The organism is Corynebacterium sp. HMSC034H07 (assembly GCF_001815175.1).
GTDB classification, from domain to species: Bacteria; Actinomycetota; Actinomycetes; order Mycobacteriales; family Mycobacteriaceae; genus Corynebacterium; species Corynebacterium hiratae.
In genome coordinates this window covers 18565-28873 of record NZ_KV819532.1, presented here as the reverse complement: position 1 = coordinate 28873, position 10309 = coordinate 18565, and the positions used below count along the sequence as shown (strand labels likewise).

Below are 10309 nucleotides of genomic sequence, written 5' to 3'. Positions count from 1 at the left end.
AATCAACGCACTCTAAAACCGGAAGGGCCCGTAAATCGTTGGCCACCAGCACTGTATTGATAGCGGGATGTCGTTTCCTTTTCGTGCTTTATAACTAGAATGAGGTCGGTATCAACTTTTGGCGGGATAGCGAAGGAGAACGCGATGAGGTTCCCGCAGACTTCGGCTTCTTTTACTCATTCTTATAACCCGGTCTTTCTGAAGGAACTGAAGGCTGTTCCCTACGGGAGAAAGAACGAGAACCCCTCTCCCTACAACCTTTGTCCGGTCTTTGAATCAGTAGAGCCTGTTCCGCAAGTGCGCGATATCCGTGGTGGGCTTGTGTTTTTCGGAGCGATGGTCTTGGCAGCGGGACTCATCTTCTTTGTGGGCTTGCTTCTTAACAGCTTCAAGGTTCTGGGTCTCTTGGCGTTTCTTCTTGGCGCGTCGCTCCTTTATTTTTTGTTTCTCATCGCTAAACATGCGCTGTTTGCTCTTCGCATTAATAGGGCCTGGAAGAATGGCTGGATCGATTTTTATCCGGTTCTCCTTGGCAGTCTTTTTCACGATGAGGAGAATGCCAGGCGTGGGAAGAAAGGGAATTTTTATGCCACGAAGGCGTTGGTCGTGGCGCCAAACGGCGAGTCCCGGATGCTCGAGGTGTCCGTGGAGGGGCTGAGGTTGGACCGAATGATTAGGGAAGGCGCTGTCATGGTGCGTGACCGCCAGGGTATTCGCCTTGATGCAATCCGCAATAATGGGTGGACATTCTGGGCCGTCGTTCGTGGTCGGCCGTTGGACGACGGAAGCGTGGAACATGGGCTGTCCGCTTCACAGGTGGCTGCGGGCTTGGATCGCGTTCGGCATGGTTGGCCATTGGATCGGCTTGATTCCTTGCCTGATGGCCCGTGAATTTTGACTATTGGCCATGGGTGTGGGCCATTTCACTCACCAGTCGGTGCATTGCCGGTTTCGGGCCGCTGACCTGTACACTGGTTCGGTACATACGGACGCGTCTACCGCAGAAAGTGCATGGATTTAATGTCTGAATCTAACTCCCGCGACCACGAGCGTGGCCGCGAAGGTTCCTCGGAAAGCAACCGGGGAAACAACCGCTCTGGTGGCCGGAAGTTTGAGAAGCGTGGCGGCGCATCGGGGCGTCGAGAAGAGCGTCGCGGCGATCGCCGCGATGACCGCCGTGGCGGTCGCGCTGGTGCTAAACCTCGTCGTGGGGATCGCCGCAACGATCGTCAGGGCCACGATCGTGATAAGCACAAGGCCTCGCATCCGCAGCGTTCGGGCTACCGTGAGGAGCGGATCAATCGCCGCATGACGGATCCGGATCTGCCATCTGATATTGATATCACTGACCTCGATCCTTCTGTGCTGCAGGACCTCTCCTCGCTATCGAAGGAAAACTCCGAAGCAGTGGCCAAGCATCTCATTATGGCGGCAACGTGGCTTGATGATGACCCGCAGCTGTCACTTCGCCACGCGCGCGCAGCAAAGGATCGTGCTGGACGCGTATCGGTTGCGCGTGAAATGAATGGAATCGCCGCCTACCGTGCTGGGGAGTGGAAGGAAGCTCTGGCGGAGTTGCGTGCTGCGCGCCGCATTTCCGGTGGCCCTGGATTGCTTGCCGTGATGGCGGATTGTGAACGCGGCCTTGGTCGCCCAGAGAAGGCCGTGGAATTGTGGCGCAGCGAAGAGGCGAAGGAGCTGGCACCGGAGGATGCCATCGAGTTGGCAATCGTGGCTGCAGGTGCACGCTTAGACATGGGTCAAGCAGATTCTGCTGTGGTCACGATTCAGCGCGCGCAGCCGAACAAGGACGCCACAGGCGTGTCTGCCTGCCGCCTTTCTTATGCTTACGCCAATGCCCTGCTGGAGGCCGGCCGTAAGGAGGAGGCACAGGAATGGTTCCAGCACGCGGTTGACATCGATGAAGGAGACTGGACCGACGCCGCGGAGCGTCTGACCGAATGTAAATAATGAGTATTCTCAAGACCCACGATTCGCTGCTGCTAGATCTTGACGGAACCGTGTGGGAGGGAGGACAGGCCCTCCAGTGCGTCGTTGACGTTATTAACTCCTGTGGTGTTCCCGCGGTGTACGTGACGAACAACGCTTCCCGCAGCCCCCAGACCGTGGCTGGCATGCTGGGAGAAATTGGACTTAAGACGGATGCCAACCGAGTTGTTACCTCCGCGCAAGCCGCAGTCAAGATTGCCCGTGAGGACTTCCCGGCAGGAACCAAGGTTCTCGTTATCGGCGCTGACTCATTCCGGACGCTGGCCCGTGAGGCAGGGTTCGAAGTAGTCGACAGCGCCGATGATAAGCCTGCGGCAGTGTTGCAAGGCATGGATAAGTCGGTCGGTTGGGAACAGCTTTCCGAGGGGGCATTTGCTATCAATCAAGGTGCGAAATACTACGCCTCCAATCTCGATACGTCGCTGCCGACGGAGCGAGGAATGGCCGTGGGCAATGGCTCGCTCGTCGCGGCCGTTGTTTCGACCACGGGCGTTGAACCTATTTCTGCAGGCAAACCGGAGCCTGCTATGTTTACGCAGGCGGCCAAGCTGGTGGGGTCGACCAAACCCCTGGCTGTCGGTGACCGTCTGGACACCGATATCGTCGGTGGTAATAACGCAGCGATGGATACGTTCCACGTGTTGACCGGTGTGTCTCGTGAGCTGGCGCTTATTGAAGCCATTCCGGAGGCACGTCCCAATTTCATCGGCGCGGGCTTCCACGAGCTCTCCCTCTCGGAAGCACAGGCACGGCCAGGAGCCCAGGGTGGATTCCGGGCTCGGTATGACGGTTATGACATTGTCCTCCAAGGAGGCGATGAGAAGTCGACTTCGGTCGAGGCGCTGCGCACGGTTTTGGAAGTAGCTTGGGCGGGCGCTGAGCCTCCTCGCTATATTCAGCCGCGGAGCGAGGCTGCTGAAAGGGTAGTATCCACATGGCGGTAAAGCCCCATGACCCGCGGGCGGTGCTTGCCCCAGAAAAGCTGGATGCGACCATCGCCGCGATTCTTAACGAGCCATCGGAATCTCTTGAGCAAGAGTTGACCCAGCTGGACCGGGCTCATGCCGTGCTGCGGGATGCGCTGCAAGACAACTAGTGCTTCACGCCGAGGAATCTAGGGGAAAGAGGACTTACTTATGCCACCGCAACGTCGCCGTCTCGACGCGGAGTTGGTACGCCGCAAGATCGCGCGCTCACGAGAGCACGCCGTTGAGATGATCAAGGCTGGCCGCGTGACGGTTGGTGGCTTTAAGGCCACCAAACCCGCCACGGTGGTGGAACCAGAGGCTTCCATCAAGGTCGAGGCCAGCGAGGGGGATGACTGGGCCTCGCGAGGTGCACACAAACTGCTCGGCGCTCTTGAAGCCTTTGACGTGGACTTAAAAGGCAAGCGCGTGTTGGATGCTGGGGCTTCGACCGGCGGCTTTACTGATGTCTGTTTGCGTCGCGGTGCGGCGGAAGTGTTATCGGTTGACGTGGGCTACGGGCAGCTGTTGTGGCGCCTGCAAAACGACGAGCGCGTTACCGTGCTAGACCGCACGAATATTCGTAATCTGACCCTAGAGCAGACCGGTGGGCCGTGCGATGCCATGGTGGGTGACTTATCTTTTATCTCCTTGAAATTGGTGCTTCCGGCCATCGTGGAGTGCATGGTCGATGGCGCGTGGCTACTGCCCATGGTCAAGCCACAGTTTGAAGTAGGTAAGGACCGTATTGGCGCCGGCGGCGTGGTGCGGTCACCCGAGCTTCGCGCGGAAGTAACCAAGGACGTGGCGGTCTTCGCTCAGGAGCTCGGCCTAAGCGTAAAAGGTGTGGCTGCCTCCCCGCTACCGGGACCGAGCGGTAACGTCGAGTATTTCCTCTGGCTGGTCAAGGACGGGATGTCCACCCCGGAGGATAGGCTGGACGTACTCATCGAAACGGCAATTAAGGAAGGACCTCAGTGAGCACTACCAGCGCCGCGGATGGCACCATGCGCCGTGAAATTCTTCTTGTCCCGCACGCCAGTCGCGAGGAAAACCTTGCCGCCACCCACCGGGCCGCGGAGCTGCTGCAGGAGGCAGGCATTAAGGTGCGCGTCTGTGCTGCGGATACTGTGCTTCCCGGGCTGCAGCACGTCCGGCATACACCAGCGGCAGCAGAGGGCTGCGAACTGGTGTTGGTGCTCGGAGGCGATGGCACGTTCTTGCGCGCTGCGGATATGGCCCGCGCCGTGGACGTTCCGGTGTTGGGCATCAACTTGGGGCACGTGGGCTTCCTCGCAGAATGGGAAGCGGAGTCCCTAGACCGTGCGCTCGTGCGCGTCATCGAGCAGTCCTATGACGTCGAAGACCGCCTGACCATCGACGTGAGCGTCTTCGATTCGGAAGGCGCGTTGCGTGAGCGCAGCTGGGCGCTGAATGAGGCGTCGATTGAAAACCTCAACAGGTCCGGAGTGCTTGATGCCATCCTCGAAGTGGATGGCCGTCCAGTATCCGCTTTTGGGTGCGACGGTGTACTTATTTCTACCCCTACGGGCTCCACGGCTTATGCCTTCTCCGCCGGCGGCCCTGTGCTGTGGCCTTCGCTCGATGCCATCCTGGTGGTGCCGAATAACGCGCACGCATTGTTTACCAAGCCGCTCGTGGTGTCTCCGGATTCACAGGTAGCGGTGGAATCGGCATCGGCAACGACTCCCGCCGTGGTGATCCTCGATGGTTTTCGGGAAATCTCCATGCCCCCAGGCTCACGCGTGGAAATCGTGCGCGGTGAACGGCCGGTGCGGTGGGTTCGCCTTGACCACCAGCCTTTCACTGACCGGCTTGTGTCCAAGCTGCGCCTTCCCGTGGAAGGCTGGCGCGGACCGCGGCATTAACCTGCTCTAGCGCGTAACCAGGAAGGAAGATAACTCTCCGTGCTCGTTGATATCAGCATTTCTGATCTCGGTGTAATTGAAAGCTCCACCGCGGAGCTTTCGCAGGGGCTCACCGTGCTCACTGGTGAAACCGGTGCTGGCAAGACCATGGTGGTGACCGGCTTGCGCCTGCTCGCGGGAGGGCGCGCTGATGCCTCGCGCGTGCGCGAAGGGGCCTCCAAAGCTGCCGTCGAAGGGCACTTTTCTTCTGATTCGAAGGCCGTGGCGGAACTAGTTGAGGAAGCCGGGGGTGAGCCCGATGAGAACGGCGAATACATCGCCTCCCGCACGGTGTCGGCGGCAGGACGCTCGCGGGCCTACCTGGGTGGGCGAGCGGTGCCGGCGGCGACGCTGGGGGAGTTCGCTTCCCATCTCATTACCGTCCACGGGCAAAATGATCAGCTGCGGCTGTTGTCTACTGATCAACAGCTGGCCGCCATCGACCGCTTTGACCCTGCAGTTGAATCGGTCCGCGAGGCGTATGCCCAGGCATTTAGCCGCTGGCGCGCGTTGGCCAAGGACTACCAGCGCCGTACAGAATCACGGCGTGAGATGGCACAGGAAGTCGACCGGCTCCAGTTCGCGATAACGGAGATTTCGGACCTTGACCCGGAACCGGGCGAGGACGCAGAGCTCGTGACCCTCATTAAGCGCCTGCAGGATGTTGATGCCCTGCGCGAGGGAGCAGCCACCGCGCTGAGCGCTCTCGACGGCGGGGAAGGTTTCGGTGATGAGGACACCGCCGTCAACCTCGTCGGCGCCGCTGAAACCGCGCTGGCTGGGGCCAGCGACGTCGAACTCGCGCGGCTCGGGGAGCGATTGAGCGAGGTCACCGCGCAATTGACCGATATTGCCGCTGAGCTCACCACGTATCTGGGAAATCTCCCCGCGGATCCCAACCTCCTCGAGGAATCCCTGCAGCGCCAACAGGAGCTCAAGCGCCTGACACGTAAGTATGCCGCAGACATCGATGGGGTGTTGGCCTGGCGTGACGCGGCAGAAGCGAAACTCGCGACGTTGGACACCTCTACCGAGGCCCTCGAAGCATTGAAGAAGGAGGTAATGGCGGCCGAAAAGACAATGGTGGCTAAGGCCGAGAAGCTCACTGCTGCGCGCACCAAGGCAGCGAAGAAGCTGGGCTCGCAGGTCACCGAGGAGATTCACGGCTTGGCCATGCCTCATTCCACACTGACGGTCGCCGTGCACAAGGCGAAGTACTCCAAGACGGGCGCGGATGAAGTGGAATTCCAACTCAACGGAAAGCCCTTGGCCTCGGCCGCCTCCGGCGGTGAGCTCTCCCGCGTCATGCTGGCGATGGAAGTGGTACTCGCCAGCGGCGACGGCACCACCTTGGTCTTCGACGAAGTGGACGCCGGCGTGGGTGGTCGCGCGGCGGTGGAGATTGGGCGTCGGTTAGCGCGCCTGTCCATCACCAACCAGGTCATTTGCGTGACCCACCTGCCCCAAGTGGCTGCCTATGCGGATTCGCACCTGCACGTGTCCAAGGAGAAATTCACCTCAGGCGTGGCGGATTTGAGCGCCGAGGAACGCGTCGAGGAACTCGCCCGCATGCTCGCTGGTCTTGATGACACCGCGACTGGCCGCGCGCATGCCCAGGAGCTCTTCGACCGGGCTCAAGCAGAAGTAGAGAGTTTCCGCGCGCCTTCCACACATTGAGCGCCTAACAGGGGAAACTGTCAGGCATGAGTCTGTTTTCCCGTAACACCGATCTGCCTGGAGAACACGGCGCGCTGCGTGATTGCACCCCGGGTGGCAAGGGCATGAAGAAGTTCAGCGCCGGTGACTTCGCAGTCATCAACGCCGCCAACATCTCCCGCCAAGAGGCCCAGACCCTCGTGGATATGAAACCAGCTGCTGTGATTAACGTGGCGGAGTTTTCTACCGGCTCCATTCCGAACTATGGCCCGCACATGCTTCTCGACGCCGACGTCACCCTTATCGAGGGCGTGGGCCAAGATTTCGTCAGCAACTTCAAGGACGGGAAGAAGGCGCGTCTTACCGAGGACGGGACGGTGTATGTGGGGGATACCCAGCTGTCTTCTGGAACGGTGGTTACCCGGGATCGCGCGGAGAAGAACTTCTCCTCCGCGCAACGCGAACTTATCGACCATATGGAAGCCTACTTTGGCAATTCCATCGAGTTCATCCACTCCGAAGGCCCGCTCCTCATCGATGGCCTTGGCGTTCCGGATGCTGGTTCCGTCATGGCGGGACGCAAGGTCCTCGTGGTGTCGCCCTCTGAGGAGCACCGCAAAAAGCTCACGCTGCTGCGCAACTTCATCCGCGAGTATGAACCCGTCATCATCGGTGTCGACTCTGCCGCAGATACGTTGGTTGAGCTGGGCTATCAGCCTAACTTCATCGTGGGAAATCCTTCGGAAGTGAGCTCTGAAACCCTGCGCAGTGGTGCCCAAGTTATTCTCCCAGCTGAGCCGGACGGCACTGCGGAAGGACTCGAGCGCATTCAGGATCTGGGAATCGGCGCGATGACATTCCCGGCTGCGACAGACTCAGCAACGGATCTTGCACTCCTGCTCGCGGACTACCACGAAGCGCAGATGATTGTGCAGGTTGGGGGCGCCCTCGATCTCGATGACATCTTTGCCAACGAGCCAACTGCCACGCCCGCAGCCCTGTTATGCCATATGAAGGCAGGTACGCGCCTCGTGGACGCGGACGCCGTCATCAACCTCTACGCCGCGCCGAATTCCGGCGCAATGGGATGGCTGTGGGCGCTGCTGGGCATCCTCGTGGCGCTGGCCGTGGTCATCCTCATCGTGGGCCTGGGTGGCGATGAATCATTCCTGCAGAACCTGATCGATACGTGGAACAACTTCGCGTTGAGCGTGCAGGGGTGGTTTAAATAATGGGTTCGCCTAAATCCCTGATTGTCACCGGCCTTGGCTTCGGTGCAGCCATTGGTGTTGCGTTGGGCACGTTGGTCATCGCACCGAACATGGACTCCACCCCGGGGCGCGGTGGGGAGTCCAACGACGAGGTCCGAGAAAAATACAGCAAGCTGGTGCTTGACCACAACATTGCGAAGGCCCAGCTGGATTCCGCTGATTCCGTGATGGGGGACCTCGGCCGTTACGTCGTCGACGGCACTCTAGTCCAGCGTCCGGTCATGGTACTCAGCATGCCCGACGCCAATGATGCCGATGTCACGGCTGTGAAGGATCTTCTCGGCTCCGCCGATTCCACCGACGCGGGAAGCATCAAGCTGACCGAAAAATTCCTGGCCCAGGAATCCGCAGACAAGCTGTTGTCCCTCGTCACCACCACGCTGCCGGCAGGGGCGAAGCTCGATAAGAAGAAGATCGATGCCGGTACTCATGCCGGCCAAGCGCTTGCTGCCGGGCTGATGATGGATGCTAAGACCACCCAACCGCTTGCCACCGTCGACGATCGGGCGACCTTGCTGCGTGCCTTGCGCGATGCCGGCTACATCGACTACAAGGATGGCACGATCCTGCCCGCTCAGGCGGTCGTAATCGTCGGCGGCGGCCTGACACCGGGAGAAGACGAAGACAGCGCTGGCAAGAAGTACGCTATCGACACCACCGTCAAGTTCCTGGAAGGTTTCGAGTCCGCGGACGCCGCCATGGTGTATGCCGGGCGTGTGCAGTCTGCAGGGGATGGCGGAGTGTTGGAAAAGCTCCGGGCGGCCAAGACTGGGATTAGCACCGTGGACTCCATCGACCACCCGGTCTCCCAGATGGCCAGCGTTTTGGCCGTCAAGGAGCAGCTCGATGGCGGCCGCGGCGTGTACGGTTCTGCAGCGAATGCCGAGGGCGCAGCACCGGCGCTGCCGAAGGATCTCTAAATGCCACACGAGTTTCGTACGGTGGGAAGCGAGCTGCTTGTCGACGCCCCCATCATCGCCGTCCGCCGTGATGACGTTGTGATGCCGGGAGATGTCGTGGCGCAGCGGGAGATCGTCGAGCACCTCGGTGCCGTGGCCGTTGTGGCTTTGGATGAGGACAACCGAGTCGCCATGGTGGAGCAGTACCGCCACAGTGTGAGCAAACGCCTGTGGGAGCTGCCAGCCGGTTTGCTCGACGTCAAAGGTGAAGATGAACTCAGTGGCGCACAACGCGAACTCCAAGAGGAGGCCGGACTGGCCGCCGAGGACTGGGGTGTGTTGACCGATCTGGTGACCTCCCCGGGCTTTTGTGAAGAAGCCGTACGGGTGTTCGTGGCGCGTGGGCTGCGGGACGTCGCCAAGTTCGAGGCCACAGGTGATGAAGAAGCCGACATGGGGTTTTCGTGGGTGCCGCTAGCGGAGGCCGTCGATCGTATCCTCGCCGGCGAGATTGTGAACTCTATTGCAGTGGCCGGAATTCTCGCCGCCTATGCCTGTGTGCGTGAAGGACGCACACCGCGGCCGGTTGATTCACCTTTCGAGTTGCGGCCGCAGTCGCTGGCTAGCCGGCGTACCGGACCGGATTTGAAGAAGCTGTGAGCAGCACGACTCCCGCTGCCGCCGCTGGGCAAGCGTGGCTGATGCACCTCATGGTGGAAAAGGTGCCTCGAAGAACACGGTGAGTAATTACCGGCGTGACATCAATCGCTACGTGTCGTGGCTAGCGGAATCTGGGATCACGGATTTGCGCCAGGTTTCTCGCGCGCACGTGGAGAACTACCTCATGTACCTGCGTGAATCCCTCGCCCAGTCCTCGGCCAGTCGAGCGCTGATCGTCGCGCGTGGGCTGCATAAATTTGCGCTCGCGGAGGGGATGATTGAAGAAGACGTCGCGGCGGAGGTTTCGCCGCCCAAGCGGGCCCAAGCGCTACCGGAGACCCTCAGCGTGGAGGACGTCGAGACTTTGCTCAACGCCATTCCCACTGATGAATCCGCAACCCCCATAGACATCCGCGATCGCGCTTTGCTGGAGGTTCTCTACGGCACGGGCGCGCGCATCTCCGAAGTGATCTCCTTGAGCGTGGATGACGTAACGGCTGAGGGGCCGACGACCGTGCGCGATATTCTGCTGCTGAGCGGCAAGGGCGATAAGCAACGCCTCGTTCCGTTGGGTTCGCACGCGGTAAGAGCGGTCGAGCATTACCTCGTGCGGGCACGGCCGGTCTTAGCAACTGGAGCCTCTCACGCGCTATTCCTCAACACCCGGGGCAAGGCCCTGTCACGGCAAAGCGCATGGGCCGCCATCAAGTCCGCTGCACAGCGCGCGCACTTGAGCGCCAACATCTCTCCGCACACCCTGCGTCACTCCTTTGCTACCCACCTGCTGGAGGGTGGTGCGGATGTGCGTACAGTTCAGGAACTGCTGGGTCATTCTTCCGTGACGACGACGCAGATTTACACGCACGTGACTGCGGATTCGCTTCGCGAGGTGTGGCGTACTGCTCATCCACGCGCCTAAA

10 protein-coding genes and 1 pseudogene are annotated in these 10309 nt (G+C 60.4%); all 11 read left to right on the top strand.

The window, feature by feature from the left end:
• Positions 1-144 precede the first annotated feature (144 nt).
• Positions 145-891, top strand: a complete 747-nt coding sequence (locus tag HMPREF3009_RS08725) for a hypothetical protein (protein ID WP_232761042.1) — start codon at positions 145-147, stop codon at positions 889-891.
• A 129-nt stretch (positions 892-1020) separates the two neighbouring features.
• Complete coding sequence (locus tag HMPREF3009_RS08720) at positions 1021-1971, top strand: tetratricopeptide repeat protein (RefSeq protein ID WP_046649225.1); 951 nt, start codon at positions 1021-1023, stop codon at positions 1969-1971.
• Complete coding sequence (locus HMPREF3009_RS08715) at positions 1971-2954, top strand: HAD-IIA family hydrolase (protein ID WP_070681374.1); 984 nt, start codon at positions 1971-1973, stop codon at positions 2952-2954. The genes HMPREF3009_RS08720 and HMPREF3009_RS08715 overlap by 1 nt, the downstream gene beginning before the upstream one ends.
• The gene (locus HMPREF3009_RS13570) at positions 2945-3106 is read left to right on the top strand and encodes a hypothetical protein (RefSeq protein ID WP_198531129.1); all 162 of its coding nucleotides are present in this window, start codon (positions 2945-2947) and stop codon (positions 3104-3106) included. Before HMPREF3009_RS08715 ends, HMPREF3009_RS13570 begins: the two co-directional genes overlap by 10 nt.
• A gap of 40 nt (positions 3107-3146) precedes the next feature.
• On the top strand, positions 3147-3956 hold the full coding sequence (locus HMPREF3009_RS08710; protein WP_070681371.1) for a TlyA family RNA methyltransferase: 810 nt from the start codon (positions 3147-3149) through the stop codon (positions 3954-3956).
• Between the two features lie 26 nt (positions 3957-3982).
• The gene (locus HMPREF3009_RS08705; RefSeq protein ID WP_046649256.1) at positions 3983-4864 is read left to right on the top strand and encodes an NAD kinase; all 882 of its coding nucleotides are present in this window, start codon (positions 3983-3985) and stop codon (positions 4862-4864) included.
• Positions 4865-4903: 39 nt separating this feature from the next.
• Complete coding sequence (gene recN, locus HMPREF3009_RS08700; RefSeq protein ID WP_070681369.1) at positions 4904-6580, top strand: DNA repair protein RecN; 1677 nt, start codon at positions 4904-4906, stop codon at positions 6578-6580.
• A 26-nt stretch (positions 6581-6606) separates the two neighbouring features.
• Positions 6607-7791: a putative cytokinetic ring protein SteA gene (gene steA / locus HMPREF3009_RS08695; protein WP_070510794.1), complete on the top strand. Its 1185-nt coding sequence runs from the start codon at positions 6607-6609 to the stop codon at positions 7789-7791.
• Entirely contained in the window at positions 7791-8750 is a 960-nt protein-coding gene (locus HMPREF3009_RS08690) for a copper transporter (protein WP_070510792.1), read from the top strand. The genes steA and HMPREF3009_RS08690 overlap by 1 nt, the downstream gene beginning before the upstream one ends.
• The gene (locus HMPREF3009_RS08685; RefSeq protein WP_070510790.1) at positions 8751-9389 is read left to right on the top strand and encodes an NUDIX domain-containing protein; all 639 of its coding nucleotides are present in this window, start codon (positions 8751-8753) and stop codon (positions 9387-9389) included. It abuts the gene before it with no gap.
• A 41-nt stretch (positions 9390-9430) separates the two neighbouring features.
• Positions 9431-10308 (top strand): annotated as a pseudogene (gene xerD / locus HMPREF3009_RS08680) (site-specific tyrosine recombinase XerD).
• The last annotated feature ends 1 nt before the right edge of the window (position 10309 follow it).

Coding starts and splice junctions, on each gene's coding strand:
- HMPREF3009_RS08725 (WP_232761042.1), top strand. CDS start 145: ATGAGGTTCCCGCAGACTTCGGCTTCTTTTACTCATTCTTATAACCCG.
- HMPREF3009_RS08720 (WP_046649225.1), top strand. CDS start 1,021: ATGTCTGAATCTAACTCCCGCGACCACGAGCGTGGCCGCGAAGGTTCC.
- HMPREF3009_RS08715 (WP_070681374.1), top strand. CDS start 1,971: ATGAGTATTCTCAAGACCCACGATTCGCTGCTGCTAGATCTTGACGGA.
- HMPREF3009_RS13570 (WP_198531129.1), top strand. CDS start 2,945: ATGGCGGTAAAGCCCCATGACCCGCGGGCGGTGCTTGCCCCAGAAAAG.
- HMPREF3009_RS08710 (WP_070681371.1), top strand. CDS start 3,147: ATGCCACCGCAACGTCGCCGTCTCGACGCGGAGTTGGTACGCCGCAAG.
- HMPREF3009_RS08705 (WP_046649256.1), top strand. CDS start 3,983: ATGCGCCGTGAAATTCTTCTTGTCCCGCACGCCAGTCGCGAGGAAAAC.
- steA (WP_070510794.1), top strand. CDS start 6,607: ATGAGTCTGTTTTCCCGTAACACCGATCTGCCTGGAGAACACGGCGCG.
- HMPREF3009_RS08690 (WP_070510792.1), top strand. CDS start 7,791: ATGGGTTCGCCTAAATCCCTGATTGTCACCGGCCTTGGCTTCGGTGCA.
- HMPREF3009_RS08685 (WP_070510790.1), top strand. CDS start 8,751: ATGCCACACGAGTTTCGTACGGTGGGAAGCGAGCTGCTTGTCGACGCC.